This is a genomic window from Streptomyces broussonetiae (genome assembly GCF_009796285.1).
Classification (GTDB): domain Bacteria; phylum Actinomycetota; class Actinomycetes; order Streptomycetales; family Streptomycetaceae; genus Streptomyces; species Streptomyces broussonetiae.
The window spans coordinates 5,791,326-5,805,695 of record NZ_CP047020.1 but is presented as its reverse complement, the minus strand read 5'-3'; the positions used below and the strand labels follow the sequence as shown (position 1 = coordinate 5,805,695).

The following is a 14,370-nucleotide window of genomic DNA, read 5'->3' as shown; positions in this document are numbered from 1 at the left end:
CCACGTGCCGTTCACTCAGCATCAAGCAAAGCGTCAAGACGAATGACGGGCTTCCCCCTAACGTCCCTGACGTGGTCAAGCTCTCCGTCATCGTGCCGTTCTACAACGTGCAGCAATACGCGCCCGACACGCTCAGGAGCCTGAAGGCGAACGCGCGTGAGGACTTCGAATTCATTCTCGTCGACGATTGTTCTCGCGACGGGACACCAGAGATTCTCGCGCGCGCGGAGCGCGAGCTGCCCGGAGCGGTGTACGTCCGGCACGAGCAGAACGGAGGGCTGGCGACCGCGCGCAACACCGGCATCGACCGGGCGCGCGGCGAGTACCTGACCTTCCTGGACGGCGACGACTGGCTCGCCCCCGGCTACTTCCCGCAGCTCGTCGCGGCCATGGAGGAGTTGGGCTGCGACTTCATCCGCACCGACCATGTGCAGTGCACCGGCCGGTCGCGCCAGGTGTTCCGGGTGCCGGTCGGCCGGCGGGGCGTGGTGCTGGACCCGCGCGAGGCGATCCTGCCCGCCGACCGCTCGACGTCCGTGGACTACGCGTACGCATGGGCGGGCGTCTACCACCGCCGGCTGGTGGACAAGGGCCTGCTGCACTTCACCGACGGGCTGCGCACGGCCGAGGACCGGCCGTGGATCTGGAAGTTGCACCGGGAGGCGGAGTCCTTCGCCGCAGTGAGCCTGCTCGGCGTTTTCTACCGGCGTGGGGTGGCCTCGTCGCTCACCCAGATCGGTGATGTCCGGCAGCTCGATTTCATTCGCGCGTTCGATCAGGTCGTCGCGGAAACCGCACAGGATCCGCAGGCGGATGAACTGCTGCCGAAGGCCGTCCGTACCTATTGCGCCATCATTTCCCATCATCTGGGATCCATCGAGAGGTTCGAGCCAGCGGTGGCGAGAAAACTGAAATCCATGAGCGCCGCGGCCCTGCGGCGCATGCCGCAGGACGTACTGGACGAGGCACTGGACTCCATGGACATCCAGCGCGCCTCCAAGCTGCGCCGGCTGCGCCGCCGTCCGGCCTCCGCGGGAGCCGCCGCGTGACCACCCAGATCTTCCAGGCGTCGACGCTGTACGGCACGGCCACGCTCGCCGCCGCCCTGGACTCCGGCTGCTTCCGCCCGGCCGACCGGCGGATCCTGCTGGTCTGCAACAACTCCGCCACCCCGGAGACGACGCCCGGCCTGGACGAGGCACCCGGCTTCGAGAAGCTGCGCGACCGGTTCGACGACGTGATCTCGTACAACGAGACCATCCACCCGTTCCACCCGGGCGGCTGGGCACCGCGCGTGGACGACATGCCGCTGTGGGAGCGTTTCCTGCGCCACGAGTGGCACCTGGGCGACGAGGACGTGGAGCTGGTCGTCGAGTCGATCCAGGTCAACCCCTCCCTGGCGCTCGGTCAGATCTTCACCGGCGCCCCGGTGACGGTCTACGCCGACGGCCTGATGAGCTACGGCCCCACCCGCAACAAGATCGACCCGCTGGTCGGCACCCGGGTGGACCGGGTGCTGCACCTGGACCTGGTGCCGAGTCTGGAGCCGCTGCTGCTCACCGAGTTCGGTGTGCCCGGCGAGATCGTGCCGACGGCCGCCTTCACCAAGGTCCTCGCCGAACTGGCCCCCGTGGGCGAGGGGTTGCCCGAGATCGAGGAACCGGCGCTGCTGCTCGGCCAGTACCTCTCGGCTTTGGAGATCCTCACCGTCGAGCAGGAGGAGCACCTGCATCTGCGGATGCTCAGGGGCGCGGCCGCGCTCGGGCACACCAAGGTGGTGTTCAAGCCGCATCCGTCCGCCCCGCCGAGCTTCACCCGCTCCCTGGAGAAGGAGGCGCAGCGGCTGAAGGTCGAGCTGACCGTGCTCGACACCACGGTGCTGGCCGAGGTGCTGTACCAGCGGATGCGTCCCGCTCTGGTCGTCGGCTGCTTCTCCACCGCCCTGCTCACCGCCTCCGCGCTCTACGGACTGCCGGCCGCCCGGATCGGCACCGAGCTGCTGCTGGAGCAGCTGGTCCCGTACGAGAACAGCAACCGGATCCCGGTCACCATCGTCGACGCGCTGCTGCCGGAGCTGACCGACACCGCAGCCGTCACCGAGCAGCGTCCGGGCATGGCGGTCGAGGCGCTGAGCGGCCTGCTGGGCGCGGTGGGCTTCGCGATGCAGCCGAAGATCCTGCCGAGGCTGCGCGACGAGGCCGAGGCCTGGCTCGCCAAGAACCTGAACTCCCGCACCCTGCGCTACTTCAAGCGGCGGCGGCTGTCGTCGCTGGCCCTGCCCGGCGGGGTGCCGTCCCAGTTGGCGTTCATCCCCCGCAACGCGACCGTGCGCCGGGTGGCCCGCAAGGCGCGCAGCCTGCGCCGGGGCGCACGGAGTTAGCCGGGCCGGGGCGGCGGGCCGCGCACGGCGGCAGGCCGCACACGGCCGGGTGAGCCGTCACAGCAGCAGGCCGGCCCCACGTGCAGGGAGCCATCCGCAGCCGGTGAGCCACGAGCGGGGCCGGCCGCACAACCGAATCAGGAAGGAAACCGCACATGGCTGCTCCATCCCCCGGCCTCGCCGCCGCACCCGGCCCCTTGATACCCCGCGCGGCCACCGCGCCCGCCCGCTCCGACGGGCGGGGGAGCCGTCTGCTCGCCCTCGACGGCCTGCGGCTGGTGGCCGCCCTGATGGTCTGTCTCTACCACTACGCCGGCCGTGGCGGCCCTGTCTCCGCCTCCTGGCACGGCAGCCCGTCGCACATCTTCCCGACCCTGTCCCGCGCCGCCGTCTACGGCAATTTCGGGGTGCAGTTCTTCTTCGTCATCAGCGGTTTCGTCATCTGCATGAGCAGCTGGGGCCGCACCCTCGGTGACTTCTTCCGCTCCCGGGTCGCGCGCCTGTACCCCGCCTACTGGGTGGCTCTGGTCCTGGTCACGGGGGCGTCCCTCGCCCTGCCCGCCGTCGTCCATGCGGTCCGGCTGGACGAGTTCCTGGTCAACCTGACGATGCTGCAGCAGCCGATGGGCGCGACCCGGGTCCTCGGCGTGTGCTGGACGCTCTGGGTCGAGCTGCGCTTCTACGTGCTGTTCGCACTGCTCGTCGTCCTGCGCGGGGTGACCTACCGCCGGACGGTGCTGTTCGCCTGCGTCTGGACGCTGGCGGCCGTGCTGTGCCACAGCTCCAGGAACGCGCTGCTGGACCAGGTGATCATGCCCGAGTACGCCCCCTTCTTCATCGGCGGTCTGGCGCTGTACCTGATCCACCGCTTCGGCAGCGATCTGCTCACCTGGGGCATCGTCGCGATGTCCTGGCTGCTCGCCCAGCGCGAGGCCACCGTCGGGCTGTGGGGTCCCCACCCGCACCGGAACCCGTACGTCGTGATCCTGATCGTCACCGTCGCCTTCGCGGCCGTCGCCGTCGTGGCCCTCGGCTGGACCCGCTGGGCCTCCTGGCGCTGGCTGGTCACGGCCGGCGCGCTGACGTACCCGTTCTACCTGGTCCACGAGCATCTGGGCTGGTTCGTCATAAGGGCTCTGCACCGGGGCCTGGGCCTCGGTCCGTGGCCGACGCTCGCGGTGACCGTGCTGGGCATGCTGGTGCTGGCGTGGCTGATCCACCGGTTCGTGGAGAAACCGCTGGGGCCCCGGCTCAAGCGGGCGCTCAAGCCGGTACGCATACCGGCGGGCTGATCCCGGTCGGCTCGCACCGGTGAGCCGACCGCGGTGAGCCGACCGCGGTCAGCCGATCGAGGTCAGCCGATCCCGTACCGCGCTCCGATCCCCGCGATCACGACCGCCAGTCCTTCCTCGAACTGGCGGTCGTAGTCGTCGAAGAGCCGTTCACCGGCCGCCGCCGCGAGCGGGAAGTCCGCCAGTCGCCGGGCCCGCTCGTCGATGTCGTACCCCTCCCGGCGCTCGCCCGGCAGGGGCCGTACGCCCTGTTCCTCGGTGACGAAGCCGATGGTGTACACGTTCACCGTGCGGCCCGCGTCGACCGCCTGCGCGAGGCCGAGCCCGGCCTGCGTGAGCAGCCGCAGGTTCGCCTCGAGGGCCGGGGCGTGCTCGATGCCGGTGAAGCGTGAGCCGCTGAAGACCTTGGCGCCGTCGCGATAGCCGAGCAGCGCTTCCCGCAGCCCGCGGCCGACCCGCGACAGCCGCTCCTGCCAGCTGTCGTCCGGATCGAGCACGCTCCCGGCGGTCATCCGCCGGTACATCTCCGTCGCCATCTCGTCGAGCAGCGCCTGCTTGTCCTTGAAGTGCCAGTACAGGGCGGGCGCCTTGACGTCCAGCTCCTTGGCGATGGCGCGCAGCGTCAGCCCCTCCAGGCCGGTCTCGTTCAGCAGGCGCAGCGCCGTGTCGGCGACGCGTCGGCGGTCCAGGGGGGCGCGTTTCTCGGGGCTCACACTTGACAGCTTAACAGCGTTAAGGGCACGCTCATGGGCAACGGCACTTAACGGCGTTAAGGAGAATTCTCGTGGACGTCCTGATCGTGGGCGCGGGCCCGACGGGCCTGACCCTGGGCATCGACCTCGCCCGCCGGGGCGTGGACGCACTGGTGGTGGAGCGGGACGGACGGCTCTTTCCCGGCTCGCGCGGCAAGGGGATCCAGCCGCGCACCCAGGAGGTCTTCGACGACCTGGGCCTGCTGGAGGCGATCCGAGCGGTGGGCGGGCCGTACCCGAACCGGACGGTCTGGCGGGGCGGCGAGCGCGTCGGCGAACAGCCGGTGTTCGACAGGATCGAGGCGGACGAGGGCGCGCCGTACACCGAGCCCCTGATGGTCGCGCAGTGGCGCACCCAGGAGGCGCTGTACGCGCGGCTGACGGAGCTGGGCGGGAAGGTCGCCTTCGGGCGCGAGCCGACCGGCCTGGACCAGGACGCGGACGGCGTGCGCGCCCGCTTCGCCGACGGTACGACACTGCGCGCACGGTACGTCGTCGCGGCCGACGGAGGACGCTCGGCGATCCGGCGCGCGCTGGGCGTCGGCATGGCCGGCGAGACGGTGGACCCGGCGCCGTTCCTGGTGGCGGACGTACGGGTACGGGGCCTGGACCGCAACCACTGGCACATGTTCCCGGGGCCGGACGACACCTATCTCGGCCTGTGCCCGCTGCCCGGCACGGACGACTTCCAGCTGCAGGCACGCCTGCCGCAGGGCACGGAACCCGATCTGTCCGCGGACGGCATCCGCAAGCTGGTCGCCGCGTACACGCACCTCGGCGGGGACGCCGTCACCCGGCTGCGCTGGGCCTCGGACTTCCGCCCGCGCGCGGCGCTGGCGGACCGTTTCCGGGTGGGCCGCGTCTTCCTCGCGGGCGACGCGGCGCACGTCCACTCCCCGGCGGGCGGCCAGGGCCTGAACACCAGCGTCCAGGACGCCTACAACCTGGGCTGGAAACTGGGCGCGGTGCTGCGGGACGGTGCCGCGGAAGCCCTCCTGGACACCTACGAGGAGGAGCGCCGGCCGAACGCCGCCGCGATGCTGGACCTGTCGACCGGGGTACACCGGGGCGAGGTCCGCCGCGGCAAGGCGACGGTCCAACTCGATCTGGGATACCGGGAGTCGTCGCTGACGCGGGAGACCCGTGCGCACCCGGGCCCGGTACGGGCGGGCGACCGGGCCCCCGACGGCACGGTGAACGGCGTACGCCTCCTCGACGCGTTCAGGGGGCCGCACTGGACCCTCCTGGGCGCACAGACCACGGCCGGGGGTCTCAGGTCGCTCCCCGCGGCCCCGGAGTCGTACGGCCCGGGGGTGTTCCTGATCCGCCCGGACGGCTACGTGGGCTGGGCGGGCGAGACGGCGCGAGGACTGCGGGCCTACCTGTCCGGGACCGGTCTTCGACCGGCTACGAACCGGCCAGCGACAGCTTGACCGCGAACCCGAGGAACAGCGCACCGGCAGCCGAAGTGGCCGTCGCCGACAGCCGCTTGCGGCGCCGGAACGCGGTGGCCAGGCGGGTCCCGCCGAATATCAGCGTGCTGAGGTACAGGAAGCTGGCCAGCTGCCCGAAGGCGCCGAGGATGGCGAAGGAGAGGGCCGGGTAGGCGTAGCCCGGGTCGACGAACTGCACGAAGAAGGCGACGAAGAACAGGATCGCCTTGGGGTTGAAGAGGCTGACGACGAGGGCCCGCCTGAAGGGCCGCTCCTCGGCGGCCCGCGCGGGCGCCTCCTCCTGCACGGCCTGCTCCCGCCGCGTCCGCCACAGCTGCCAGGCCGAGCGCAGCATCCCGAACGCCAGCCAGGTCAGGTATCCGGCGCCTGCGTACTTCACGATCCCGAACAGCACGGCGTTGGCCTTCAGCAGGGAAGCCACCCCGGCGGCGGACAACGTCATCAGCACGGTGTCCCCGCAGAACACCCCCGCGGCAGCGGTGTACCCGGCCCGCACCCCGCGCCGGGCGGCGACGGACAGCACATACAACGAGTTGGGCCCGGGCAGCACCACGATCAGCGCGAGGCCGGCCAGATAGGTGGGGAGATCGATGACGCCGAACATGGAAAGGAGTGTCGCACGGAAGCACGAGTGCGGACGGATTCCCGGATTGTCCTGACCCGTGAGTGACGCAATCCCTACCCTGTGTGTCTCACGAGGGACAAAGGAGCCCTCCGGGCGAAGTACAGGGTGGGGGACGGGAATTGGCTTCGACGGACGACGGTCTCGCTGAGGCGCGCGAACGGATCGACGCGTGTCGGGCGACCGAGCGCCAGGTGCTCGACCTCGCCGGGCTCGACCTGACGACGGTGCCGGAGGAGGTGCGCGGGCTGACGCACCTCACCAGGCTCATCCTCGACTCGAACAGCCTCGAAGAGCTGCCCGAGTGGATCGGGGACCTCACCGGGCTCGAGCAGCTCTCCGCAGATCACAACGCTCTCGTCACCGTTCCGGAGTCGGTCGGCGGACTCACTCGCCTCGTCGGCCTGGGACTGGACTTCAACGAGGTGGTCGCGATCCCGGACAGCCTCGGCAACCTGACCCGGTTGAGGCAGCTCCAGCTCTACGGCAACCGCCTCGCCACCTTGCCCGACACGCTCCAGCACCTCACCAGGCTCACGTTCCTCGCACTCGGCGAGAACTCGATCGAATCCCTGCCCGCCTGGATCACGAACCTCACCGAACTCGAAACGGTGTGGCTGCCCGCCAACTTCCTGACCGCCCTGCCCGAGGACATCGGCCGCCTCGCCCGACTCCAACGCCTGGAACTGGCCGGGAACCACCTCTCCGAACTTCCCGAGAGCATGGGCGCCCTCCGCGAACTCCGCTCACTGGGGCTCCACGGCAACCCCCTGACCAGCCCACCCCCCGAGGTGGTCGCCGCCGGCGCGCAGGCCGTCGTCACCTTCCTCGCCGAGACGCAGGCCGACCCCGTGCGCCAGTGGTCGTCCAAGGTCGTCGTGGTCGGCGAGGGCCGCGTGGGCAAGACCTCGCTCCTGCGGGCCCTGCGCGGAGAGACCCACAACCCGAACGAGGACAGCACCCACGGGCTCACCGTCGGCACGCTGGACATGCCGCATCCGCATCCCCCCGCCGGGGAGGACGTGACCATGCGGCTGAGCACATGGGACTTCGGCGGTCAGGAGATCTACCACGCCACCCACCAGTTCTTCCTGACCGACCGCTCGCTCTTCCTGCTGCTGTGGGACGCGCAGATCGGCTGGGAGGGCAGCAAGCTGCACTACTGGCTCGACATGATCAAGGCCAGGGCGCCGCAGGCTCCCGTCGTGCTGGTCGCCACGCATCTCGGGCCGCGGCCCCCTGACCTCCCCCTGGACGAGTTGCAGGAGACGTATCCGGGGCTGATCGTCGAAAGTCTCAGTGCGGACAGCGCGAGCGGTGCCGGTGTCGCGCAGGTGCGCGAGGTCATTCGCCGACAGGTCGCCGGACTCCCCCTGATGGGCGTGACCTGGCCGCGTACCTGGCTGCGGGCCGCGGACACGGTACGGGCGGCCGAGGACAAGCACATCACGCCGGAGGAGCTGAACGAGCTGCTCTCGGCGGCCGGTGTGCGCGAGCCTTCGCACCAGGTCTCGCTCACCGCCGCACTGCACAGCCTCGGCGACCTCCTCTACTACCCGGACGACGAGGAGCTGTGCGATCTCGTCGTCCTGCGCCCCCAGTGGCTGACGGCCTACATCAGCCGGGTGCTCGACTCCGAGGACGTCCTCAACGAGGGAGGCCTGTTCCACCACTCCTTCGGGGCCACGCTCTGGCGGGACGTCGAGCGGTCCATGCGGCGTCACCTCATCCGCATGATGGAGAACTTCGACCTCTCGTACCGGACCGAGGACCAGGCCGCGAGCCTCGTGGTGGAACTGCTGCCCTGGAACCCGCCGCCGTACCAGGACGAGTGGAACTCCCCGGAGCGCCTCGGTCAGCGGGAACTGCGCCTGCGCTACCGGCTGCACACGGTCCCTCCGGGCATCCCCACCTGGTTCATCGCCCGTGAGCACCGGTTCTCCACCCCCGTGCGCTGGCGCTCCGGAGCGCTGCTCCGGCATCCGGACGGTGTGCACGCCGCGCTGGTGACGGTGGACCGCCATGCGAAGACGGCCGAGCTGCGGGTGCGGGGCTCGTACCCGCACGACTTCTTCGCCGTGCTCAAGGACGGATTCGAGCAGACCCTCCAGCGCTATCCCGGCCTCGACATCACCCGCCTCGTTCCGTGCCCGCACCGGTACCCGGACGGCAGCGCATGCCCGCACGAGTTCCGGCACGAGCAGTTGCGGGCCCGGCTCGACCGCCGTCCTCCCCTCGAGACGATCGAGTGCCCGGAGCACCTGGAGGACGTCGAGGTCTCCTTCCTGTTGCAGGGCATCGAACGGCCGGCCGCCGACCGGTCCGAACAGATGACACGCCAGGTCCTCGAGAGACTCGACCGGATGGAGATCATCGGGCAGCGCCGGCACGCCGAGGTGCGGGACGGGATCGAGCAGGCCCGTGCCGAGGTGTCGGCCATGGTGGCCGAGCAGCAGCGGGGATTCCTCGCGCTGCTGCGCCGCGAGCAGAGCCAGCAGGAGGCGATCTGCCCCAGCGTGCTCTGGGTGCGCCGGGTGTCGCGTCGTGAGGCGGGCCACCGGCTGCGGCCCGGGGACGTCTTCCAGCTGCACCTGTGCTGCGAGGCGCCCGGCGAGTGGCACCTGCTGGAGGGGGCCGAGCCGTACGAGCTGCCCGCGAACTCGGAGTTCACGAAGGTCGTGCTGCCGTACGTGCATCTGTCGCTCAAGGTGCTCAAGTACGTCGTCCCCGTCTTCGGTGCGGCCGTCGGAGCGGTGTCCGAGGACCTGAGCAAGGCGATGAAGGACGATCTGGAGCTGATGAAGGCGCTGCTCGACTCGCTTCCCGACGAGACCCGCAGACAGCTGAGCGACCGGGAGTCGCGCTCCACGGTCGTGGCGACGGATCATGCCGAGTACCGGCAGATGTACGCCCTGCTCAAGCAGCTCGACCCGGAGGAGCACTGGGCCGGCCTCAACAAGGTCACGACCCCCGAAGGCCCGGCCTACTGGCTGTGCCGGGAACACGCGCGCTTCTACCGGCAGGGCGTGCTCGGCGCGGGCACCGGGCACGAAGCACTCGCGCTGCCGTCCCAGGCCGGCAACGTCGGTGCCCCGCCTCGGCAGCAGGCCTGAGCCGGGGGATCAGAACGCGTCCGACGGCACATGGCTGCCCCACACCTCCCGCAGTGCGTTGCACACCTCCCCGACCGTGGCCCGGGACCGCAGCGCCTCCTTCATCGGGTACAGCACGTTGTCCTCGCCGCCCGCCGCCTTCTTCAGCGCGGTGAGGGCCGCGTGCACCGCCGTTCGGTCCCGCTCCGCCCGCAGGCGCTCGAGGCGGTCCCTCTGGCGGGCCTCGATCGCCGGGTCCACCCGGAGGGGTTCGTAGGGCTCCTCCTCGTCCAGCTGGAAGCGGTTGACGCCCACGACCACCCGTTCCCCGGAGTCGGTCTCCTGGGCGATGCGGTAGGCGTTGCGTTCGATCTCGGCCTTCTGGAAGCCCTGCTCGATCGCCGCCACCGCCCCGCCCAGGTCCTCGATCCGCCGCATCAGGCCGACGGCCGCCTCCTCGACGTCGTCCGTCATCCGCTCCACGGCATAGGAGCCGGCGAAGGGGTCGACCGTCGCGGTCACGTCCGTCTCGTACGCCAGCACCTGCTGGGTGCGCAGCGCCAGCCGGGCGCTGCGTTCCGTCGGCAGCGCGATCGCCTCGTCGAAGGAGTTGGTGTGCAGGGACTGGGTGCCGCCGAGCACCGCGCCCAGGGCCTGGACGGCGACCCGGACCAGGTTCACCTCCGGCTGCTGGGCGGTCAGCTGCACGCCGGCCGTCTGGGTGTGGAAGCGCAGCATCAGCGACCTGGGGTTGCGCGCCCCGAACTCCTCCTTCATCACCCGCGCCCAGATCCGGCGCGCCGCACGGAACTTGGCGATCTCCTCCAGCAGCGTCGTACGGGCCACGAAGAAGAAGGACAGGCGGGGCGCGAAGTCGTCGACGTCCATGCCGGCCGCGACCGCCGTACGCACGTACTCGACGCCGTCGGCGAGCGTGAACGCGATCTCCTGCACGGGCGAGGCGCCCGCCTCGGCCATGTGGTAGCCGGAGATCGAGATCGTGTTCCACCTGGGGATCTCCGCGGTGCAGTACCGGAAGATGTCGGCGGTCAGGCGCAGGGAGGGGGCGGGCGGGAAGATGTACGTCCCGCGCGCGATGTACTCCTTGAGGACGTCGTTCTGGATCGTGCCGGTCAGGCGGTCCGCCGGCACGCCCTGTTCCTCCGCCACCAGCTGGTAGAGAAGGAGCAGCAGGGCCGCCGGGGCGTTGATCGTCATCGACGTCGAGACCTGGTCCAGCGGGATGCCGTCGAACAGCACCCGCATGTCCTCGACCGAGTCGACCGCCACGCCGACCTTGCCGACCTCGCCGTGCGCAAGGGGCGCGTCGGAGTCGTGGCCCATCTGGGTGGGCAGGTCGAAGGCGACCGACAGGCCCGTGGTGCCGTGCGCGATCAGCTGCCGGTAGCGGGCGTTCGACTCGGCGGCCGTGCCGAAGCCGGCGTACTGGCGCATGGTCCAGGGGCGGCCGGTGTACATGGTCGGGTAGACCCCGCGGGTGAACGGGTAGCCGCCCGGTTCGCCCAGTTTCGTCGCCGGGTCCCAGCCGGTCAGCTCGGCCGGCCCGTAGACCGGCTCGATCGGCAGACCCGATTCCGACTCACGCGCCATGGATGCCTCCGCAGTACGTTCTGTCTCCCCCCTCACCATGCCCCGTAGTTCGGCGGCGGTCACGCGGGGAAACATCCCCGGCATGAGGATCAGGGGTCCGCTCGCCGCCGTACTCACCTCCTGTGCCGCCCTCGCCGCCCTGTGCGGCTGCACCGTGCAGCAGCCGACGGGCACGGACGGCAGACCCGGCCCGCCGGTGCACATCCGGCTGCCGTCGGGCCCGGGGTCCGTCACCACCCGGACGGCCCAGGCCCCGACCCCGTCCGCCCCGGCCCCGACCCCGTCCGCCGCAGCGCCGTCCCGCGTCCTGTGGTCGCTCGGCGACAGCGGGCCGGGGGTGCGGAACCTGCAGGCCCGGCTGCGTCAGGTGGACTGGCTGTTCGACGGACCGACGGGGTCGTACGACGATCTGACCGCGCGGGCCGTCGAGGGCTTCCAGGGCAGGCGCGGGCTGCCGCCCACCGGACAGGCGGACACCGTCACCTGGCAGCGCCTGGTGGCGATGACGCACGCCCCTGGTACCTGGGAGCTGTATCTGATGGGCGGTCAGCCGGCCGGCGCACCCGACCCGCGCTGCCTGACCGGACGCGCGCTGTGCATCGACAAGACGACGCGCACGCTGCGCTGGATGGTCGACGGGCGGACGGTGTCGACCATGGCGGTTCGGTTCGGCACCCAGTACTCGCCGACCCGGGAGGGTGTCTTCCACATCTACTGGAAGGCGCGGACCTGGGTGTCCACGCTCTACCACTCGCCGATGCCGTACGCGATGTTCTTCAGCGGCGGACAGGCGGTGCACTTCTCGTACGACTTCGCTGCGCGCGGTTACGCGGGCGGCTCGCACGGTTGCGTCAACGTCCGCGACGAGTCCGCCATCAGGCAGCTGTTCGCGCAGGTCCAGGTGGGTGACAAGGTCGTCGTCCACTGGTGACGCAGAAGGCGGAGGAGAATGGGCGCGGGCGGGACCGGGGGAACGTGTCCCGCCCGCGCCAGGTGCACGAGCCGTGGGTACGGGGGGAACCCCGGCTCAGTGCGACGGCCGATGACCAGTCGGCTCACTCAGTACTGCGCCTTGGACTTCAGAAACGTCACACCTGACGCCGAAAAAATTTCTCGAACCAACGAAATCGCAGGTCACAGGGGTGCGAGGGGACACCGTGCGTCAGCGGGCGGTGTACGTCGGGCTGGGTGCGGGGGCCGGTGCGGTACCGCTCGTCCGGGTCGGGCGCTCAGGGGTGAAGGCGGAGGGGGCGGGTGCGGCGCCGTCGCGGTGCCGGCCCCTGCCGTGGTCACCGCCGGTGCCGTGGTGGCCGCGGCCCGGGTGGCTGTCGTCGTCGCCCTGGCCCTCGTCGTCACCGCCCTGGCCGTTCCCCTTGCCCCGGTCCCCGCCGCTCCCCTGGCCCTTGCCCTGGTCCTGGCCTTTTCCCGGGTCGTCGCCGCCGCTGCCGTTCGTGCCGCCGATCGCCGAGTCACCGGTGGCCAGGATCACCTTGCAGTAGCGGTTCACCCGTGCGGAGCCGCCGGCCAGGTTCTCCAGCGCGCGCAGCCGGCCGGACTCCGGCTGCCTGCCGTCCCGGATGTCCCGGCAGGCCGTGGTGATGTCCTGCCAGCGGCCGCCCGGCGCCCCTGAGGCGGCGCCGGAGCCCGGTGCGCCGCTCGCGCCCGGGCTGCTGCCCGGTCCGGTGGCCCGGCCGGAGGCACCGCCCGAACCCGCGCCCGTGCTGCCGCTCGGCACGCCCGGACCGGGGTCCGGGGTCAGCGACGGAGAGACCGAGGCGAGCGGCGCGTTCGAGGTCTGACCGGCGGAGACGGAGGCGGCAGGGCCGGGGTTCCCGGAGTCGAACGGTGTGGGCAGCACCCCGCTCCCGACGGCCATGGCGACCCCGCCGAGCATGCCCACGCTCACCCCCGCGGCGAGCGCCAGCCGGGCCGGGCGGGCCCAGCGGGGGCGGCGGGCCGGGGTTCCGCTACGGGCCCCGCGGCCCGGGGCGCCGATGCGGACCAGCCCCGCGTCGGCGGGCGGTTCGGCCGCGCCGGCACGCCGGGCGGAGGCGGCTGTGGCGAGGGCTGCGGCGGTGCGCTCGGCCTCCGCGGCCTCGCGAGCCTTGCGGAACGCGGCCAGGGCGGCCTGTTCGCCGGGGAGTTCACCGGTGGCGGCAGCCGCCTGCGCGGACAGGGCACCGAGCGCCCGGGAGAGACGTTCGGCCTGGTCACGGGCGCCGGCGTCGACGGCTTCCAGTGACTCCCCGCGCAGCAGACGTTCCGCCGTCCTGCGGTTCAGCCACTTGTCGTGCTCGTCGGCCATCACATGTCCTTCTGCGTCCGCGGACGCGTATGCGTCACAGTTGCGGACGACACCGCGCCGTGGCGCGGTTCTCGCTGGGGCGGGAGCGCATCCAGGGCGCCCACCGATTCCGGATCCTGGCCGAGCAGCTCCGCGAGCCGCTTGAGGCCTCGGTGCGCCGCGGTGCGTACGGCACCGGCGCGTTTGCCGAGCGTCTCGGCGGCGCTCTTGGCGTCGAGACCGACCACCACACGCAGGACGACCGCCTCGGCCTGGTCCTGCGGGAGCCGCGCGATGAGGGAGAGGGTGCTGTCGGTGGCCAGGGCCTCGATGGCCTCACCGGCGGTGTCGGACTCGGCGGCCCGTCCGGTCAGTTCCGTCTCGTCGCCGCCTATCGCGGGGCGGCGACCGCGCATCCGTATGTGGTCCAGGGCGCGGTTGCGGGCGATCCGGGCGGCCCAGCCGCGGAACCGGTCGGCGTCTCCGCTGAACCGGTCCAGGTCACGGGCGATCTGCAGCCAGGCCTCGGAGGCGACGTCCTCGGCGTCCGGATCACCGACCAGCGTGCGGACGTATCCGAGCAGCCGTGGGTGCACGGCGCGATACACCGTACGGAACGCGGTCTCGTCCCCGTCCTGTGCCGCACGCACCGCGGCGGTCAGCTCCGCGTCGTCCCCCAGCACCGCACTCCCTAACGCCTGTCTTCGGTCGGCGCGAAAGGCACGTTACGGCGTGAAAGCGGTCCCCGTCCACGTCCGTAGAAGATGCAACTAACTCGTGACCGGCGCCTGGAGTGCGCGGGAGGAGGCCGGCCGCGACCCGGGTGTGACAGAAAACGCACTCACGGCGCTGAAGGAAGTACGGGCCGTGCGCGGCCCGTCCG

11 protein-coding genes are annotated in these 14,370 nt (G+C 71.4%); 6 read left to right on the top strand and 5 right to left on the bottom strand.

The window, feature by feature from the left end:
• Positions 1-71: 71 nt before the first annotated feature.
• The 3 genes from GQF42_RS26935 (at position 72) to GQF42_RS26925 (ending at position 3,672) form a co-directional block, all read left to right on the top strand.
• Positions 72-1,049, top strand: coding sequence for a glycosyltransferase family 2 protein (locus tag GQF42_RS26935; RefSeq protein WP_158924028.1), 978 nt, complete (start codon positions 72-74; stop codon positions 1,047-1,049).
• The gene (locus GQF42_RS26930; protein ID WP_158924026.1) at positions 1,046-2,380 is read left to right on the top strand and encodes a polysialyltransferase family glycosyltransferase; all 1,335 of its coding nucleotides are present in this window, start codon (positions 1,046-1,048) and stop codon (positions 2,378-2,380) included. Before GQF42_RS26935 ends, GQF42_RS26930 begins: the two co-directional genes overlap by 4 nt.
• 155 nt (positions 2,381-2,535) lie before the next feature.
• On the top strand, positions 2,536-3,672 hold the full coding sequence (locus GQF42_RS26925; protein WP_158924024.1) for an acyltransferase family protein: 1,137 nt from the start codon (positions 2,536-2,538) through the stop codon (positions 3,670-3,672).
• A gap of 62 nt (positions 3,673-3,734) precedes the next feature.
• Here the strand turns inward: GQF42_RS26925 and GQF42_RS26920 are convergent, their stop codons facing one another.
• Positions 3,735-4,385 carry a TetR/AcrR family transcriptional regulator C-terminal domain-containing protein gene (locus GQF42_RS26920; RefSeq protein WP_158924022.1) on the bottom strand — a complete coding sequence of 217 codons (651 nt, stop codon included), beginning with the start codon at positions 4,383-4,385 and terminating at the stop codon, positions 3,735-3,737.
• 65 nt (positions 4,386-4,450) lie between these two features.
• On the opposite strand from GQF42_RS26920, the gene GQF42_RS26915 reads away from it, so the two are divergent.
• The gene (locus GQF42_RS26915; protein ID WP_158930630.1) at positions 4,451-5,857 is read left to right on the top strand and encodes an FAD-dependent monooxygenase; all 1,407 of its coding nucleotides are present in this window, start codon (positions 4,451-4,453) and stop codon (positions 5,855-5,857) included.
• Here GQF42_RS26915 and leuE read toward each other — a convergent pair.
• A complete protein-coding gene (gene leuE, locus GQF42_RS26910; protein WP_158924020.1) occupies positions 5,832-6,482 on the bottom strand; it encodes a leucine efflux protein LeuE in 651 nt (216 codons plus the stop codon). The genes GQF42_RS26915 and leuE overlap by 26 nt on opposite strands.
• 140 nt (positions 6,483-6,622) lie before the next feature.
• On the opposite strand from leuE, the gene GQF42_RS26905 reads away from it, so the two are divergent.
• Positions 6,623-9,613 carry a COR domain-containing protein gene (locus tag GQF42_RS26905; protein ID WP_158924018.1) on the top strand — a complete coding sequence of 997 codons (2,991 nt, stop codon included), beginning with the start codon at positions 6,623-6,625 and terminating at the stop codon, positions 9,611-9,613.
• A gap of 9 nt (positions 9,614-9,622) precedes the next feature.
• Here GQF42_RS26905 and GQF42_RS26900 read toward each other — a convergent pair whose 3' ends face one another.
• The gene (locus GQF42_RS26900) at positions 9,623-11,203 is read right to left on the bottom strand and encodes an acyl-CoA mutase large subunit family protein (protein ID WP_158924016.1); all 1,581 of its coding nucleotides are present in this window, start codon (positions 11,201-11,203) and stop codon (positions 9,623-9,625) included.
• An 82-nt stretch (positions 11,204-11,285) separates the two neighbouring features.
• Here GQF42_RS26900 and GQF42_RS26895 point away from each other — a divergent pair, with 82 nt between their 5' ends.
• The gene (locus tag GQF42_RS26895) at positions 11,286-12,134 is read left to right on the top strand and encodes a L,D-transpeptidase family protein (RefSeq protein ID WP_158924014.1); all 849 of its coding nucleotides are present in this window, start codon (positions 11,286-11,288) and stop codon (positions 12,132-12,134) included.
• A gap of 231 nt (positions 12,135-12,365) precedes the next feature.
• Here the strand turns inward: GQF42_RS26895 and GQF42_RS26890 are convergent, their stop codons facing one another.
• Together GQF42_RS26890 and GQF42_RS26885 are read right to left on the bottom strand one after the other, a co-directional pair.
• Complete coding sequence (locus GQF42_RS26890; RefSeq protein ID WP_158924012.1) at positions 12,366-13,508, bottom strand: hypothetical protein; 1,143 nt, start codon at positions 13,506-13,508, stop codon at positions 12,366-12,368.
• Complete coding sequence (locus tag GQF42_RS26885) at positions 13,508-14,170, bottom strand: RNA polymerase sigma factor (RefSeq protein WP_158924010.1); 663 nt, start codon at positions 14,168-14,170, stop codon at positions 13,508-13,510. The genes GQF42_RS26890 and GQF42_RS26885 overlap by 1 nt, the downstream gene beginning before the upstream one ends.
• Positions 14,171-14,370: the final 200 nt, after the last annotated feature.